This window comes from Glycomyces albidus (genome assembly GCF_009451885.1).
GTDB classification, from domain to species: domain Bacteria; phylum Actinomycetota; class Actinomycetes; order Mycobacteriales; family Micromonosporaceae; genus Glycomyces; species Glycomyces albidus.
The window spans coordinates 59,809-75,520 of record NZ_WIAO01000022.1; the positions used below are offsets into that span (position 1 = coordinate 59,809).

The 15,712-nt window shown below is 70.3% G+C and carries 11 protein-coding genes and 1 tRNA gene; 7 read left to right on the forward strand and 5 right to left on the reverse strand.

Annotation, left to right across the window (positions count from 1 at the left end; translation table 11 throughout):
• The first annotated feature begins 12 nt into the window (after window positions 1-12).
• Both GFD30_RS17320 and GFD30_RS17325 read left to right on the forward strand, forming a co-directional pair.
• A complete protein-coding gene (locus GFD30_RS17320) occupies window positions 13-972 on the forward strand; it encodes an ArsA-related P-loop ATPase (protein ID WP_153026446.1) in 960 nt (319 codons plus the stop codon).
• Window positions 962-2,086: an ArsA family ATPase gene (locus GFD30_RS17325; protein WP_153026447.1), complete on the forward strand. Its 1,125-nt coding sequence runs from the start codon at window positions 962-964 to the stop codon at window positions 2,084-2,086. The genes GFD30_RS17320 and GFD30_RS17325 overlap by 11 nt, the downstream gene beginning before the upstream one ends.
• A gap of 761 nt (window positions 2,087-2,847) precedes the next feature.
• Here GFD30_RS17325 and GFD30_RS17330 read toward each other — a convergent pair.
• Window positions 2,848-3,174, reverse strand: a complete 327-nt coding sequence (locus GFD30_RS17330) for a WhiB family transcriptional regulator (protein ID WP_153026448.1) — start codon at window positions 3,172-3,174, stop codon at window positions 2,848-2,850.
• A 341-nt stretch (window positions 3,175-3,515) separates the two neighbouring features.
• On the opposite strand from GFD30_RS17330, the gene GFD30_RS17335 reads away from it, so the two are divergent.
• Window positions 3,516-5,930: a penicillin-binding protein gene (locus tag GFD30_RS17335; RefSeq protein ID WP_153026449.1), complete on the forward strand. Its 2,415-nt coding sequence runs from the start codon at window positions 3,516-3,518 to the stop codon at window positions 5,928-5,930.
• Window positions 5,931-6,208: 278 nt separating this feature from the next.
• On the opposite strand, the gene GFD30_RS17340 is transcribed toward GFD30_RS17335, so the two are convergent.
• From GFD30_RS17340 to GFD30_RS17350, 3 genes are all read right to left on the reverse strand, one after another.
• Window positions 6,209-6,919 (reverse strand): ABC transporter ATP-binding protein, encoded by a 711-nt coding sequence (locus GFD30_RS17340; protein ID WP_153026478.1) that lies wholly within the window; start codon window positions 6,917-6,919, stop codon window positions 6,209-6,211.
• A 363-nt stretch (window positions 6,920-7,282) separates the two neighbouring features.
• Window positions 7,283-8,212, reverse strand: a complete 930-nt coding sequence (locus GFD30_RS17345) for an endonuclease/exonuclease/phosphatase family protein (protein WP_322633357.1) — start codon at window positions 8,210-8,212, stop codon at window positions 7,283-7,285.
• A gap of 122 nt (window positions 8,213-8,334) precedes the next feature.
• Window positions 8,335-8,425: transfer RNA gene (locus tag GFD30_RS17350), tRNA-Ser, on the reverse strand.
• A 108-nt stretch (window positions 8,426-8,533) separates the two neighbouring features.
• Between GFD30_RS17350 and deoD the strand changes: the two genes are divergently transcribed.
• On the forward strand, window positions 8,534-9,241 hold the full coding sequence (gene deoD / locus GFD30_RS17355) for a purine-nucleoside phosphorylase (protein WP_153026450.1): 708 nt from the start codon (window positions 8,534-8,536) through the stop codon (window positions 9,239-9,241).
• Window positions 9,242-9,435: 194 nt separating this feature from the next.
• Here deoD and GFD30_RS17360 read toward each other — a convergent pair whose 3' ends face one another.
• Window positions 9,436-11,517 carry an acyltransferase family protein gene (locus GFD30_RS17360; RefSeq protein WP_194202000.1) on the reverse strand — a complete coding sequence of 694 codons (2,082 nt, stop codon included), beginning with the start codon at window positions 11,515-11,517 and terminating at the stop codon, window positions 9,436-9,438.
• Window positions 11,518-12,284: 767 nt separating this feature from the next.
• Between GFD30_RS17360 and GFD30_RS17365 the strand changes: the two genes are divergently transcribed.
• From GFD30_RS17365 to GFD30_RS17375, 3 genes are all read left to right on the forward strand, one after another.
• Complete coding sequence (locus GFD30_RS17365; RefSeq protein WP_322633358.1) at window positions 12,285-13,808, forward strand: acyl-CoA carboxylase subunit beta; 1,524 nt, start codon at window positions 12,285-12,287, stop codon at window positions 13,806-13,808.
• Window positions 13,809-13,817: 9 nt separating this feature from the next.
• The gene (locus GFD30_RS17370; protein ID WP_153026453.1) at window positions 13,818-14,945 is read left to right on the forward strand and encodes an acyl-CoA dehydrogenase family protein; all 1,128 of its coding nucleotides are present in this window, start codon (window positions 13,818-13,820) and stop codon (window positions 14,943-14,945) included.
• A gap of 277 nt (window positions 14,946-15,222) precedes the next feature.
• The gene (locus tag GFD30_RS17375) at window positions 15,223-15,702 is read left to right on the forward strand and encodes a Rieske (2Fe-2S) protein (protein WP_153026454.1); all 480 of its coding nucleotides are present in this window, start codon (window positions 15,223-15,225) and stop codon (window positions 15,700-15,702) included.
• The last annotated feature ends 10 nt before the right edge of the window (window positions 15,703-15,712 follow it).

Here is a 15,712-nt window from a genome sequence, read left to right on the forward strand (position 1 = left end):
AGACTCCGTTGAATGACTGCCTCTGCGCGCCCGGTGCCGCGCCTGCACGTCGTCACCGGGAAGGGCGGCACGGGAAAGACCTCGGTCGCCGCCGCGCTCGCCCTGGCGCTGGCAGGTCCCGGCAGACGTGTCCTGCTGGTGGAAGTCGAAGGACGCCAAGGGATCGCGTCGCTGTTCGGGACCGCGCCCCTCGGTTACGAGGAGCGTCATCTCGCGTCCGGCGCGGGCGGCGGGGAGGTCTTCGGGCAGTCGGTCGACGCCGACGAGGCGCTCCTGGACTACCTGGCGATGTTCTACCGGCTCGGCTCGGCCGGGCGGGTGCTGCAGAAGTTCGGGGCGATCGACTTCGCGACCACGATCGCGCCCGGACTGCGGGACATCCTGCTCACCGGGAAGCTCAAGGAGGCGGTGTCGCGGACCGAGTCGGGCCGGATGGCGTACGACGCGGTCGTGCTCGACGCGCCGCCGACGGGCCGGGTGGTGAAGTTCCTGAACGTCACGGTCGAGTCGGGCCGGCTCGCGAAGACGGGCCCGATCGGGAAGCACTCGCGGTCGGTGGCCCGGCTGCTGCATTCGTCGCAGACGGCGGTGCATCTGGTGACGACGCCGGCGGCGATGCCGGTGCAGGAGACGATCGACGCGCACCGCGACCTGATGGCCGCGGACCTGCCCGTGGGCCGGATCATCATGAACAAGGTGGCCGGTGCCAAGACCGGTGAGGTGACGTCGGAGGAACTCGAGGCCGGCCTCGCGAGGGCGGGCATCGCGCCGGACGAGTCCCTGGTGCGCGGGCTGGCCGCCGAGTACGAGTCGGCCCGGACCGAGATCCAGGCGGTCGACGCGTACCGGGACCGGCTCGAGCGGCTCGGCCGCCCGGTCGAGGAGCTGCCGCTCCTGCCCGAGGGGGTCGACCTGTCGGGGCTGTATCAGCTCGCCCGCGAGCTCAGGCCTGGAGGCCCGTATGAGGACTGAACTCGACGTCGACGCGCTGCTCGGCAACGACGGCAAGCACGTCATCGCCTGCTGCGGCTCGGGCGGCGTGGGCAAGACCACGACCGCGGCGGCCCTGGCGCTGCGCGCGGCCGAGGTGCACGGGCGCCGCACGGTGGTCCTCACGATCGACCCGGCCCGGCGGCTGGCGCAGTCGCTCGGCATGGAGGCCCTCGACAACACGCCCCGGCCGGTCGCCGGGGTGCGCGACGGGTCCCTCGACGCGATGATGCTCGACATGAAGCGCACCTTCGACGAGGTCGTGGCCTCGCACACCACGGAGGAGCGCGCGGCGGAGATCTTCGCGAACCCGTTCTACCAGGCGGTCTCCTCGACCTTCTCGGGCACGCAGGAGTACATGGCGATGGAGAAGCTGGGCCAGCTCCGCGCGACCGGCCGGTGGGACCTCATCGTCCTCGACACCCCGCCGTCGCGCTCGGCCCTGGACTTCCTGGACGCCCCCGCGAGACTGGCCCGGTTCCTCGACGGCCGCGTCATCCGCCTGCTCTCGGCCTCCACCCCGGGCGCCCGCCGTTCGATGCTGTCCCTCATGGGCGCCAGCGCGGCCGTGTTCACCCGGGTCTTCAACAAGGTCCTCGGCGGGCACCTGCTCACGGATGTCGCCGAATTCACTGCGAGTCTCGAGGACACGTTCGGCGGTTTCCGCAAGCGCGCGGAGGCAACCTTCCGGGCCCTCCAGGACGACCAGACGTCGTTCCTGGTCATCGCCGCTCCCGAGCCGGCCGCGGTCGGCGAGGCCGTGTACTTCACCCGACGGCTCACGGAGGAGCGGATGCCGCTCGACGGCATGATCTTGAACCGCCTGACCCCGCTCGCCGCGGGTCTCTCTGCCGAACGCGCCCTGGGCGCGGCCGCGCAGCTCGAAGAGGCCGATGCGGACGACCCGGTCGCTGCGGTGCTGCGCACCCATGCCGACCTGGCCCGCCGCCGCGCCGCCGAGGAGCGGGTGGCCGCCCGCTATGAGGCCGCATGCCCGGAGGTGCCGCAGCGGTGGCTTCCGTCGCTCGGGGTCGAGGTCGTCGATCTGGAGGACCTCCGCCGCTTCGGCGCCGCGGCAGCGGGCGTCGACCGCTGAACACCCGGACCCGCTTGACCGCCTCCCGGCTGTTGCCGGTCTCGCCCGTTGCAGCCGAGGGCGATCGCTGACCCTGGGTAATCGGACGAGAGCACGGTCAGTAGTCGCTTGGCTCGGTATCGGTCGGCGAAGGCTGCTGGATTGAGCGATCCTTATCCGCGAACCGCTTGAATTTGGCGATCCCTGGTTTTTTCGGGAGCTCGGCTCTCAAGTTCTCTCGCGCACTTGTTCTATTTCGCGCGGGCAATCGGTTCTGTCGTTCGGTCGGATCTATTGTCGTTCTCTCGTCGTGCCGGTTGACGACTCCTTGGCCGTTGTTCATTTGGCGCCGCTGCGGTTGTCGCTTTCGGCGTCCTTGAATTTTTGGTGCGGGCGCGTCGGCTGGTCGCCGGCGCGCCCGCACGCACGTTCTCCTCGCGAGGTGTTCTGGCAGGAGCCGCGCGGGAGTGCACTCCCGCGCGGTCTTCGGGGGCGGCCCCCGGGGTATCCCACATTCGCCGCCAGTCCTGCCAGAACCGGCACCACCTCCCTCCTCCTCCAACCACCACCAGGAGGAAGGTGTTTTTGCTACTAACGATCACAGATCAGGCAACCCGTGTACAGGAGCGATTCCACGCCTGTGGATAACTTCGCGAGTATCGCTTATTTTGCCTGGTGGTGAGCGTCAGAGTTATCCACAGGGCGGGTACGTGAACGGGCCCGGACGGTTGTGCCGTCCGGGCCCGCAAGTATTCGTGACCGCCTGGCCGGCGGTCGGCCGGTCAGTAGTTGAGGTTCACCGGTATCCGGCGCCGGCTGCTCCTTCGGGCACTTCGCTGCTCTTCTTCGAGGGCGACTTCGAAGACCGCCCTCCATGAACGCACGTCGGCGTGCTTGCGCAGGAGCGCCCGCCGCTCCCGTTCGGTCATGCCGCCCCAGACGCCGAACTCGATGCGATTGTCGAGTGCGTCCGCGAGGCATTCAAGCCGGACTGGACAACCCCGGCATACTTTCTTCGCATTGTTCTGCTCGGCCCCTTGAACGAACAAGGCGTCAGGATCCCCATCCTGGCAAAGTGCCTTGGTCGTCCAGTCGATCAGCAATCCCATCTGCATGACCTCCCCGTGAGATCTACCCTTCATACCCCCCGACGACTACAGTCGAGTGATCTCTCGATCACACAACGTCGCCATCAGAACGGACCCTACACCTCTTGTAAGTGTTTGACTACTCTCCGAGACGAAAATCGGACTCCGTGGGACGGCTTCACCCCTACCGATCCTGATGCGAATGCGGCTCGCGATAATAACGATTCCAATACGGGGGCAGCTTCGAACCGCGTTCGCGGCGTACACCTTTCGGGCGCCGTTCCGGACGGATGCCGTGGCCGTGCTCAGTACATGTGCCCGGCGGTCCCCGCGCTTCCCGACGTCCGTTCTAATCTGAGGCGGTGGAGACCTTGAAACGCGACCGCAGTCCCCTCGGGGATGCCATAGCCCTGCTCGTCTGTGGCGTCCTGGCCGGGATCCTCGCGGCCGCGGCCGCCTTCCCCCTGGCGGGGCTCTTCGGCATGGCCGCCGAGAACAGCATCCAGTCGTTCGAATCGCTGCCGACCGAGCTCACCCAACCCACACTCCCGCAGACGTCCTATGTGTACGCATCGGATGGCGAAACCCTCATCACCTCCTTCTACGAGGAGAACCGCCGCGAGGTCTCACTCGACGAGGTCTCCCCTCTCATGGTCGACGCGCTGCTCGCCGCCGAGGACTCGAAGTTCTACGAGCACAACGGGGTCGACTGGGCCGGCATCGTCCGGGCCGCAGTGGCGAACCAAGGCGGGGATTCGCAGGGTGCATCGACCCTCACCATGCAGTTCGTTCGCAATACCCTGATCTACTCGGCCTCAACCATCGACGAGGTCATCGCCGCATCCGAGGACACCTACGAGCGCAAGCTTCGAGAAGCCCGGTTCGCCATGGCGGTCGAAGAAACGATGTCCAAAGAGGACATCCTCGAGGGTTATCTGAACGTGATCTACCTCGGCAACCAGGCGTACGGCGTCCACGCCGGCTCGTACACCTACTTCAACAAGCCCCCCAGCGAACTCGAGCTGTGGGAGGCCGCCACCCTCGCGGCGCTGCCGAAGTTCCCCTCCTACGCCGACGGCCTGCTCGACGGCGAGGGCGACGACAGCGATATCATCGAGCGCCGCAACTGGGTCCTGGACCGCATGGTCTCCCTCGGCACCGTCAGCCGCGCCGACGCCGACGCCGCCCAGGAGCAGCCGCTGGGCCTCAACCCGCGGCCGGTCCGCAGCGAGTGCGTCGACGTCGCCACCGCCAACTGGGGCTTCTTCTGCGACTACTTCAAGGAGTGGTGGGCCAGCCAGCCGCTCTTCGGCGAGACCGAGCGCGACCGCATCTCCCTGCTCAAGCGCGGCGGCTTCAAGATCGTCACCTCGCTCGACGCGAACCTCCAGAACGAGGCCACCGAGCGCCTCGCCGACGAAGTGGACGTGGACGACCCGGCCACCCTCGGCTCGGTGACCATCACCCCCGGCACCGGGCACGTCAGGGCCATGGCCGTCAACCGCGTCTACAGCCTCGACCAGACCGACAACGGACCGCGGACCGACGGCGACGACTCCAAACCCTCGAACTACCCCAACACCACGATCCCGCTGCTGTCGGGCAACAGCGAGGTCACCGGCTACCCGGCGGGCTCGACGTTCAAGATGTTCACGCTGCTCGCCGCGCTCGAAGAGGGCTGGCCGCTGCGCACCACGCTCCCCAACCCGGCCCAGTACATCTCGAACTACCCCGCCGGCGAGGACGCCGACTCCGACGTCAGCTGCAACGTGGGCGGCGAGACCGTGTGGTGCCCGAAGAACTCCATCTCCTCGTCCGCGCCGCTGAACCTGTGGAGCCTGTTCGGCCGGTCCTCGAACACCGGCTTCGTTGCGCTGCAAGAGCTCGTGGGCACCGAGAAGGCCTACGACGCCGCGAAGCGCGCCGGCATCTCCTTCTACTCCCCCGGCGGCGTCGTGGCCGCCGAGGAGGCCGGGAACGTGAACGGCTACGGCTCCTTCACCCTCGGCATGGACCCGACGACGCCGATGGACATGGCCGAGGCGTACGCGACCGTCGCCGCCGGCGGCCTGCACTGCAACCCGCTGCCGGTCATGCAGGTCATCGACTCGGACGGCAAGGATTGGCCCGAAGCGGCTGCGCCGCAATGCGACCAGGCGTTCTCTGAAGAGGTCGCCAACGCGGCCGTCAGCGCCGGCCGCTGCGTGGTCGGCCAGAACGCCGAGGGCACCCAGTGCTCCGGCAACGGCACCGCCGCCGCCTACACCGACGGATTCGACCGGCCCCTGTTCGGCAAGACCGGGACCGCCGACTCCGACCGCTCCTACTGGTTCATCGGGTCCACCCCGAACGCCACGACCGCGACCTTCGTGGGCGACACCGACGCCACGTTCCGCGCCGAGGTCGCCAGCGAGTCGCTCAAGGGCTCGGTCAAGGAGGTCGGGGTCTGGATCCTCGAGAAGGCCGTCAAGGACCTCGAAGAGGAGGGCTGGCCGAAGCCGTCAGGCGACATGATCAACGGCGACAACCTCACCTCGATCCCCTCGATCGGGTGCATGGACGCCGACGAGGCCCGCTCGCGCGTCGCGAACGCCGGGTTCGACGCCTCCATCGCGAGCGGCCGCTTCGACTCCGAGTGCAAGGAGGGCGAGGCCTTCGGGACCTCCCCGTCCGGATCCGCGCCGGAAGGCGCGCCCGTGTACATCCTGGTGTCCAACGGCTCCGACTTCGAAGACGAACCCGAAGGGGACGAGAGCACCCCGCCGGGACGGGACTGAGCCGGTGGCCGCCGCTCGAACCGGGCGGCGGCCACCGGAACCGAACCGGAACCGAACCGGAACCGGAGTTCAAACCGTTATCGGAACCGCGACGGGAACCACCACCGGAACCTGAACCTGAACCTGAACCGAGACCGGCACCGGCACCGGCACCGGCACCGGCACCGGCACCAGAGCGAACGCAAGCATCTCGGCGCCACGCAAGAGGAGAGGGCCCGCGCTTTTCAGCGCGGGCCCTCATTTTCCTTGGGAGGGTAGAAGGTCTGTGGGCGACGGCGTCAGCGGGTCGCCGGCATGACGAGCGTGCCCGGGCCCGGCCTGTCGGTCGGGACGCGGTCGTCGCTGACGTGGTTGCCTTCGCGCAGTTCGCCGTCGCGGATGGTCACCGCGCGCTGCGCGCGCTCGGCCACGTCGTGGTCGTGGGTGATCATGAGGACCGTCAGGCCGCCGGAGTGAAGCTCGTCGATCGTCGCCAGCACCGCTTCGGCCGTGTGCGAGTCGAGGTTGCCCGTCGGCTCGTCGCACAGCAGCAGGCTCGGCTCGGCCGCGAGCGCGCGCGCGATCGCGACGCGTTGGCGCTCACCGCCCGAGAGCGTGGTCGGGAGGGCGTCGAGGCGGTGGCCGAGGCCGACGAGTTCGAGCTTCTCGCGGGCGATCTGGCGGCGCCGCCGGCGCGGGATCCCTTGGTACACCAGGGACATCGCGACATTCTCGGTCGCGGTGCGGTGCGCCATGAGGTGGAACGACTGGAAGATGAAGCCGATCTTGTCCGCGCGCAGGCGGGTCCGCATGGACTCCTTCATCGTCGACGTGTCGTGCCCGTCGAGCCAGTACGTGCCGGTGGTGGGCGCGTCGAGGAGGCCGAGGAGGTTGAGGAGCGTCGACTTGCCGGATCCCGAGGGGCCGACGATCGCAACGTACTCGCCGTCGCCGACCTTGAGCCGCACCGGCTTCAGGGCCTCGACGGGAGGCGGGCCCGGGTAGGTCATGCCGACGCCGTCGAGTTCGATGAGCGCCCGCGACCCCGGATCGATCACCGCGGTGTCGTCGACGCGCGCGAACACGGCGGTGTCGTCCGCGGCGCCTTCCGCGGTCACGGTCGGCAGGATCAGCGTGGCGTCGTCTTCGGTCACGTCAGCTAGACGCCTCGGCGGCTGCGCCGGGTTGCATCACCGCGCGAGAGCATCCGGAAGTGCGCGAGCCCATCGATCGCGAGGACGAGCACGGTCGGGGCGGGAAGGCGGCCGGCGCCGGATCCGCCGGGGTTCGCTCGTCGGCATCAGCGGTGCGGTCCAAGGCGTCGGGGACACCGGCGAGACGGCTCGAGGCGCCGAGGACGCCGGCGAGGCGGTTCAGAACGCGAAGTCGGCCTGGACGGGGCGATGGTCGGAAGCGGTCGCGTCGAGGACGTCGGATCCGGTGGCGTCGAGCCCGCGGTAGAGGACCTGGTCGATGCGGGCCAGGGGCGTGTCGGCGGGCCAGGTGAAGCCGAAGCCCTTGCCGGCGGCGGCCTGCGCGGATTCGAGCTGATACGTGATCGGCGCGAGCGAGCGGTCCTGGAAGGTGCCGTTCAGGTCGCCGGCGAGGACGACCCGGTCGAGCTCCTCCGCGGCGATCGCCTCGCCGAGGAGCCGGGCGGTCTCGTTGCGCTGCTCGGACGTGAAGCCCTCGGTGTTGACGCGGACCGACAGGAGGTGGGCGACGTAGAACGCGACGGGTTCGCCGTCGATGTCGACGGCGGCGCGGAAGGCGCGGGCCCAGCCGAGCTGGAGGTCGACCTCGTTCGACTCGGTGACGGGGTAGACCGACCAGAGGGCGACGGTGCCGTACGCGGCGGAGTACTCGTAGCGGTCGCCGAGGACCTCGCCCCACTCGAGGCGCTGGTCCTCGGTGAGCTCCACGAGGACGATGACGTCGGGCTCGGCGGCCAGGAGCGTGGCGGCGGTGGCCTCGGTCTCGGTGTTCTCGGCGTTGACGTTGTGGGCGACGACGCGGAAGTCGCCCTCGCCGTCGTGCTTGTCGGGGATGAGGCCGGCGTACATCTCGAACCACGCGAGCGCGGGCAGGAGCGAGCAGACGATCGCGAGCGGGCGGCGGCGGATGGCGGCGAGGAGGATGAGGACCGGGACGCCGAGGCCGAACCAGGGCAGGAACGTCTCGATGAAGCTGCCGAGGTTGTACCAGCGGTTGGGGATGAACCGGTGGAGGAAGAGGATCGCGGCCAGGATGAGGGAGGCGGCGATCACCATGCCGCTGAACACCTTCGCACCCGTCTTGCCCACCCGGTCCGCCTTTCGGTCTCACCGGCCCCCGCACCGGGGCCGCTTCGGAGTTTCGACAGCCTAGCGGCAGCCCGCCAGGAACGGGGAACGCCGGGCCTCGATGAGACCCGGCGTTCGGACGTTGGCGGTGGCGGTGGGATTTGAACCCACGGTTGAGGGTTACCCAACACTCGCTTTCGAGGCGAGCTCCTTCGGCCGCTCGGACACGCCACCGCGGAAAAGGTTACCGGACGCCCGGGCGGCCCCGGCGGGCGGGATCGGGCGATTCAGCTCACAGAAGGTCGCCGCAAATTCATGGGATGTTTATGAGAGGCTGGCGTCATGACTGCACACATCTCCGCCAAGCCGGGCGACATCGCCGAAAGCGTCCTCCTTCCCGGGGATCCGCTGCGCGCGAAGTGGATCGCCGAGACGTTCCTCACCGACGCCGAGTGCTACTCGGAGGTGCGGAACATGTTCGGGTTCACCGGGACCTACAAGGGCCGCCGGGTCTCGGTCCAGGGGACGGGGATGGGCCAGCCGTCGGCGTCGATCTACACGCACGAGCTGCTGGACGTGTACGGCGTCAAGACCGTGTTGCGGGTCGGCTCCGCGGGCGCGATCCACGACGACATCGACCTGCGGGACGTGGTGGCGGGGATCGGGGCGTCGACGAACTCGTCGATGAACCGGATCCGGTTCAACGGCGTGGTCGACTACGCGCCGGTGGCCGACTTCGGGCTGCTGCGCGCCGCGGCGGACGCGGCGGCGGCCCGGGGCATCGACCTGCACGTGGGGCAGCTCTACTCGTCGGACACGTTCTACACCGACGCGCCGGACGTGGAGGCGAAGCTCGCCGAGTACGGGATCCTCGCGATCGAGATGGAGGCCGCGGCGATCTACACGCTCGCCGCGAAGTTCAAGGCGCGGGCGCTGGCGCTGTGCACGATCTCGGACCACATCCTGAAGGGCACGGAGCTGCCCGCCACCGACCGGCAGGAGTCGTTCTCGGAGATGGTGGAGATCGCCCTGGACGCCGTCACGGCGTAGCCGAACGCGTTAAGGCCCGGTCCCGCGCGGACCGGGCCTTTCGGCGTCCTCGGCTCGATCCGTGAGGGCGGTGCAGGAAGACGTCTTTGCCGCCGTCGTCGCGGGACACGCCGACCGGGCTTCCGGTTTCCCGGGCCCGGTCTCCGCGCGACCGGGCCCTACTACCTGGTCTCCGTCGGACCGGGGACTTTCGCCTACGCGAGCGCCGCGGCGAGTTCCGCTTCGAGGTAGGGGCCGAGGGTGGCCGCGTACGTGTTGGTCAGGTGGGCGTCGTCGCGGTAGACGAGGACGTTGCCGACGACGGGCGCGCACGCGTCGGGGCCGCAGATGTAGTCGATGAGGTCGATCTTGGTGACGCCGTCGGGGACGGCGAGCTCGGCGAAGGCGCCCTCGTCGTAGTACGAGTCGCGGTCGACGGTGCACTCGGAGGACTCGGGGCCGTGCAGATCGACGCACATCGGGATGTCGAAACGGGGGCTGGGAGTGTCGCGGATGACGGCGACCGCGGTGCCGGCGGCGAGGAGCTGCTCGTAGCGGTCGGTGTAGTCCGGGAAGGTCTCGTACGCCTCGTAGCCGACGCGCGAGCCGTACGTGAACACCAGGTCGGGGGCGATCGCGTCGATCTCCGCGACGACCGCGTCGTTCCAGGCCGCGCAGGAGGTGTAGCGGGCCTCGCCGAGGGCCTCCTGGCCGGTCTCGATGATGCAGGCGTTCTTGGTGTAGGCGATGACGTGCCAGTTCCGCGCTTCGGCGGCGGCGAGGACCGCGGGGAGCCACTGCCAGATCTTGGAGCCGCCGTACATGACGACGGTGGCGGCGGCCTGGTCCTCGCCGGTCCCGCTGACCACTCGTTCGCCTCCGGCGAAGTCGCAGCGGATCGGCTCGGTGCCCTCCATGGTCTGGTTGCAGTCGCCGGAGAGGGCCGGGTCGTAGTCCTGCGCGGCATCGAGTGTGGAGGGCGCGAAGTCGGCTTCGGGGACGTCGAGGTCCTCGGCGAGCGCGGCGGCGCCGGGGTATCGGACGGGGTCGGTCGCGGCATCGGCGAGGCGGGCGCGCTCGTGGGCGATGTACCAGGTCATGGAGGCGCAGGCGGCGAGGACGAGCGCGATGCAGGCGGCGCCGAGCGCGAACGCGCCGCGGGCGGTGCGCTGGCCGAGGCCGGACGCGGGGAGCCGCAGTTCGACGGCCCAGTGTGTGAGGGCGGCGAGCGCGGTGGCGGCGGCGAGGACGGCGAGGCCGCCGGGGAGGGTCGCGGTGTCGCGTCCGGTGGCGGTCAGGTAGCAGACGAGGATCGGCCAGTGCCACAGGTAGAGCGTGTAGGAGAGGGTGCCGAGGCGCTGGAGGGGCCAGGTGTTGAGCAGGCGGCCGGCGCCGGTGCCGGGGGCGGCGGTCGCGGCGAGGATGACGGCGCAGGCGCCGGCGACGGGTGCGAGGGCGGCCCAGCCGGGGAACTGGGTGGAGTCGAGGAAGGCGCCGGCGAAGACGAGGACGGCGACGCCGGACCAGCCGAGGAGCGCGGGGACCGGCCCGGTGAGGCGCTGCGTCCACGCGCGTGCGGCCGGGCGAAGCGCCAGGGCGAGGAGTCCGCCGGCGGCGAACTGCCAGATGCGGGCGCGGGTGTCGAAGTAGGCGAACGCCTGGTTCGTCGCGGTCTCCCACAGCGCGAATGCGAACGACGCGGTGAGGACGAGGGCGAGGACGGCGGCGACGGTGCGCATCGGCGGGAGCCCGGCCCGTCGGGCGGCCCAGAGGGTGAGTCCGATGAGGACCGGCCAGGCGAGGTAGAACTGGGTCTGGACGCCGAGGGACCAGTAGTGCTGGACGATGCTCGCGCCGTTGTTCGACGAGAGGTAGTCGACGGAGTGGGCGGCGAGGTTCCAGTTGCCGTAGTAGAGGGCCGAGGCGGCGATGTCGCCGAGCTGCTGGGCCCAGGTGGCGCGGGGGAGCCACAGGAACACCATGAGGACGGTGGCGGCGGCGACGATCAGGGCGGGCGGGAAGATGCGGCGGACGATGCGGGCGGCGTATGCGAGGAAGCCGATGCCGCGGCCGGCGTCGGCGGAGCGCAGGAATCCGGCGGTGATGAAGAAACCGGACATGAGGAGGAAGATGTCCACGCCGCCGGAGACGCGGTCGAACCAGATGTGGTAGACCGCGATGACCGCGATCGCCAGGCCGCGCAGGCCGTCGATCTCGCGCAGGCGCGCGGGCCGGCCGGCGGGCGCGGCGGCCCGGCCCGGTTCAGCCGCGGGCTCGGCGGTGGAGGTGGCGCTCATGGATCTCCGGGGTGGCGGCCGCTGGCGGCGGGTGCGGCGGGGTGCTGCGGGGTGTCGCATCGAGCGTAGAAGGCCGGGCGCGACGGCGCTTGCCGGGGGCGGAGGATCCCGGGCAGTTGCTTGCAAAACGGGCGTCGGGAGCGCTCTGGGTCCAACTGGTGTTCGGGGGTGCGGCAGAGCGGTGGCGGTGCTGGACCGGAACGTGAAAGCGGAGGAATCGGGCGCAGCGAAGTGCCCCCGGCTCGAGAGTGCCCGATGGGTCCGACAGCGCCCCGGCGGCGGTGGGCGCAAACGCGAATGCGGAGGATTCGGGCACCGCGAAGCGCCCCCGGTTCGATGGTGCCTGGCAGGTGCGACAGCGCGGCGGTCGGCGACGGCCGGCGGAATGTGAACCTGGAGGAATCGGGCGCAGTGAAGCGCCCCCGGTTCGAGGGTGCCCGATGGGTGCGACAGCAGCGGTGGTGCCGGTGTCGGCGATGGCCGGCAGAACGTGAATGCGGAGAAACCGGGCGGCGCGAGGCGCCCCCGGTTCGATGGTGCCCGGCGGGTGCGACAAGGCCGCGGAGCGGTGGGTTCCCGAACGTGAAAGCGGAGGAAACGGGCGCGCCGAGCACCCCCGGTCACAAGGGTGCCCCGGGGCTCCGACATGGGTGATTCGGTGAATGGCGGAAGGGCGGAGTTTCGTTGACAGGGAGGCGGTCCCGTGCCACGATTGCATTGCCTTAACGATCGTTAAGGGATGCGGAGCTGGCAAGGGAGGCGGCGTCGTGGACTTCAGCGGGGACTACCCGGCAGAACGCGAGCGGATCGAGCGCGGCGGGGCCGAGAAGTACCACCGGGCGGCGGCCGCGGCGGGCAAGTACCACGCCCGCGAGCGCATCCGCCGGCTGTGCGACTCCGACTCGTTCCGCGAGGACGCCCTCTGGGCCAACCCCGACCCGAGCCTCCCCGCCGACGGCGTCGTCGTCGGCACCGCGACCGTGCAGGGCCGCCCGGTGCGCATCGTCGCCAACGACTCCACCGTCAAGGCCGGCTCCTGGGGCGCGCGCACCGTCGAGAAGATCATCCGCACCATCGAGGCCGCCCAGGTCGAGCAGCACCCGATCGTCTACCTCGTCGACTCTGCCGGCGCCCGCATCACCGACCAGGTCCAGCTCTTCCCCGGCCGCCGCGGCGCCGGCCGGATCTTCCACGAGCAGGTCCGCGCCTCCGGCAAGATCCCGCAGGCCTGCGCCCTCTTCGGACCCAGCGCCGCAGGCGGCGCCTACATCCCCGCGTTCTGCGACATCGTCGCCATGGTCGACGGCAACGCCTCCATGTACCTCGGCAGCCCCCGCATGGTCGAGATGGTCACCGGCGAGAAGACCACCCTCGAGGACATGGGCGGCGCCCGCGTCCACTGCGAGCAGTCCGGCGTCGGGCACTTCCTGTGCCGCAACGAGGACGAGGCCATCGCCGACGTCAGGCGCTGGCTCTCCTACCTGCCGTCGAACTGGACCCAGCCCGCGCCCGTGCGCGCCGCCCGGCCCCCGCTCCCGGTCGACCTCGCCGCGACCGTCCCGGCCAGCGAGTCCGCGCCGTTCGACATGCACGCCTTCATCGACGGCCTCGTCGACCAGGGCTCGGTCCTGGAAGTCCAGGCCCGCTGGGCCGGAGAGCTCATCACCGCGTTCGCGCGCCTCGACGGCCGGCCCGTCGGCGTCGTCGCCAACAACTCCGCCGTCCGCGGCGGCGTCCTCTTCTCCGACTCCGCCGACAAGGCCGCCCGGTTCGTCAACACCTGCGACGCGTTCAACGTCCCGCTGCTGTTCCTCTCCGACGTCCCCGGGTTCATGGTCGGCTCCGCCGTCGAGCACGCCGGGATCATCCGCCACGGCGCCAAGATGATCGCCGCCGTCGCCGAGGCCACCGTCCCCAAGATCTGCGTCGTCGTCCGCAAGGCGTACGGCGCGGGCCTCTACGCCATGGCCGGGCCCGCGTTCGGCTCCGACGCCGTGCTCGCCCTGCCGACCGCCCGCATCGCCGTCATGGGCGCCGAAGCGGCCGTGAACGCCGTGTACGCCAACAAGATCGCCGCCATCGACGACCCCGCGGCACGCGAGCGGTTCGTCGCCGACCGCCGCGCCGAATACGAAGCCGACGTCGACCTGCGAAGGCTCGCAGGAGAACTCGTCGTCGACGACATCCTCGCACCCGAGGAGCTCCGCGATGACCTCATCGCCCGATACCGCCGGCTGACCCACAAGGACCGCCGGTTCGCCGACCGCAGACACCCGATCACACCGGTGTAGGAGACAGCCATGAAACTCGACCTCGAGCAGACCGAATTCGCCGCCGCCGTGCGCGCGTACGCGCAGGAGCAGATCCGACCCGTCATCGGCGACTTCTACGAACGGGGAGAATTCCCCATCGAGCTCGTCCGCGGGCTCGGCAAGCTCGGCGTCCTCGGGGTCACACTCCCCGAGGAGCACGGCGGCGCCGGCCAGGGCCTGTTCATGCTCTGCCTGGCCCTCGAGGAGATCGCCCGCGTCGACTCCTCCGTCGCCGTCACCGTCGAAGCCTCCGTCACCCTCGGCGCCGAAGGCATCGCCAAGTACGGGACGCCCGAGCAGCAGGCGAAGTGGCTGCCCAACCTCGCCGCCGGCCAGGGCCTCGTCGCCTTCGCGCTCACCGAGCCCGGCGGCGGCACCGACGCCGGGCACACCGACACCAAGGCCCGCCTCGAGAACGGCGAATGGGTCATCGACGGCGCCAAGTGCTTCATCACGAACGCCGGCACCGCCATGACCGACCTCATCATCACCACCGCCCAGACCGGCCCCGGCGAGGTCTCCTGCATCGCCGTCGAACCCGGCACGCCCGGACTCCAGATCGGACCCGAGTACTCCAAAGTGGGCTGGCGCGCCTCCGACACCCGGCCCGTCTACTTCGACGGCTGCCGCGTCCCCGAGGCCAACCTCATCGGCCAGCGCGGCCGCGGGTTCGTGCAGTTCCTCGAACTGCTCGACTCCGGGCGCGTCGCCATCGCGGCCCTCGCGACCGGGTCGGCGCAGGGGTGCCTGGACGAGGCGCTCGCGCACGCGAAGGAGCGCGAGGCGTTCGGGCGGCCCATCGGGGAGAACCAGGCGATCGCGTTCATGCTCGCGGACATGCGGCTGCGGGCCCACACGTCGCGGCTGGCGTGGCAGGACGCGGCGCTCAAGGCCGACGCGGGGGAGCCGTTCGGGACCGATGCGGCGCTGGCGAAGCTGCACGCCTCGCAGGCGGCGGTGGAGAACGCGCGGGAGGCGACGCAGATCTTCGGCGGGTACGGGTTCATGAACGAGACGCCGGTGGCGCGGGCGTGGCGGGACGTGAAGGTCCTGGAGATCGGGGAGGGCACCAACGAGGTGCAGCGGATGCTCATCGCCCGTTCGCTGGGGCTGTAGGGCGCCGCCGCCGCGTCTGGGCCGGGCCCGCTCCGCGCCGGTGCGGCGTTTCGCCGTGCCTGTGAGGCTGTTGTGGCGCAGGTGGCGGCCGGGGTCCGGCCGCCGCCTGAGAGTTTACTGAAAACTTCAACTAAAGGTCTTGAGTTTCTCCCTCGAACCGTGACAAGCTCGGCTTCTCGGCAGTAGCGTTGCCGCCGCGGCCCGGACCTCTCGCACGGCTCAGGTTGCCGTACGACCCGGCCTCTCGGACACCGGCCGCTCGATAAGGAGCTCAGACATGACCGACACCAAGACCGGTAGCGATCTCGCGCAGCGGGTCCTCGCCTCGCGGCGCGGGCTGATGTGCGGCCTGGCAGGGCTCGGCGCCGCGGGGGCCCTCGCGGCGTGCGGGTCGGCGGAGGAGTCGCCGTCGTCGGAGGGGAGTTCGGAGGCGGCCCCGAGCGACGGGGGCGCGGACTCCTCGACCGCGGGGGGCGGGGAGGCGATCGCCGCGACCGCGGACGTGCCGGAGGGCGGCGGGATCGTCGTCGACGAGACGGTGATCGTGCAGCCGACCGCCGACGAGTTCCTCGCGTTCTCGGCGGTGTGCCCGCACCAGGGCGCGATCGTGAACCCGCCGGACGCGGCCGGCGACATCGTGTGCCCGTCGCACGGTTCGATGTTCGGCCTGGACGGCTCCCTCGAGCAGGGCCCGGCCGAGACCGGACTGACCGAAGTGGAGATCACGGTGGAGGACGGCCAGATCTTCCTGGCGTAGCGCGACCGGA

What these genes read in the sequence shown, in the direction of transcription:
- GFD30_RS17330 (WP_153026448.1), bottom strand. Translation starts at nt 3,174, where the DNA reads ATGGGATTGCTGATCGACTGGACGACCAAGGCACTTTGCCAGGATGGG.
- deoD (WP_153026450.1), top strand. Translation starts at nt 8,534, where the DNA reads ATGACTGCACACATCTCCGCCAAGCCGGGCGACATCGCCGAAAGCGTC.
- GFD30_RS17340 (WP_153026478.1), bottom strand. Translation starts at nt 6,919, where the DNA reads ATGACCTACCCGGGCCCGCCTCCCGTCGAGGCCCTGAAGCCGGTGCGG.
- GFD30_RS17370 (WP_153026453.1), top strand. Translation starts at nt 13,818, where the DNA reads ATGAAACTCGACCTCGAGCAGACCGAATTCGCCGCCGCCGTGCGCGCG.
- GFD30_RS17375 (WP_153026454.1), top strand. Translation starts at nt 15,223, where the DNA reads ATGACCGACACCAAGACCGGTAGCGATCTCGCGCAGCGGGTCCTCGCC.
- GFD30_RS17320 (WP_153026446.1), top strand. Translation starts at nt 13, where the DNA reads ATGACTGCCTCTGCGCGCCCGGTGCCGCGCCTGCACGTCGTCACCGGG.
- GFD30_RS17325 (WP_153026447.1), top strand. Translation starts at nt 962, where the DNA reads ATGAGGACTGAACTCGACGTCGACGCGCTGCTCGGCAACGACGGCAAG.
- GFD30_RS17360 (WP_194202000.1), bottom strand. Translation starts at nt 11,517, where the DNA reads ATGAGCGCCACCTCCACCGCCGAGCCCGCGGCTGAACCGGGCCGGGCC.